The following is a 244-nucleotide window of genomic DNA, read 5'->3' as shown; positions in this document are numbered from 1 at the left end:
CGAGGCGCGGCTGAACATCAAGAAGCCGGACATGGAACCGCGCGCCACCGACCATATCCCCGGCATGCACGCGATGATCCAGACCCTGATCGACAAGGGCTACGCCTACGCTCCGGGCAATGGCGACGTGTACTACCGCGTCGGCAAGTTCATGGGCTACGGCAAGCTGTCGCGCAAGAAGATCGAAGACCTGCGCATCGGCGCGCGGATCGAAGTCGACGAGTCGAAACAGGACCCGCTGGAC

General features: G+C 63.1%; 1 pseudogene. It reads left to right on the top strand.

Going from position 1 to position 244, the window contains the following annotated elements:
• A pseudogene (locus tag SB725_RS33345) lies at nucleotides 1–244 on the top strand (cysteine--tRNA ligase); the annotation flags it as partial.

The organism is Pseudomonas sp. SIMBA_041, from assembly GCF_046535095.1.
GTDB classification, from domain to species: domain Bacteria; phylum Pseudomonadota; class Gammaproteobacteria; order Pseudomonadales; family Pseudomonadaceae; genus Aquipseudomonas; species Aquipseudomonas mucoides.
Note: the sequence above shows the minus strand (reverse complement) of the source record. Positions and strands in the feature narration are given on the sequence as shown.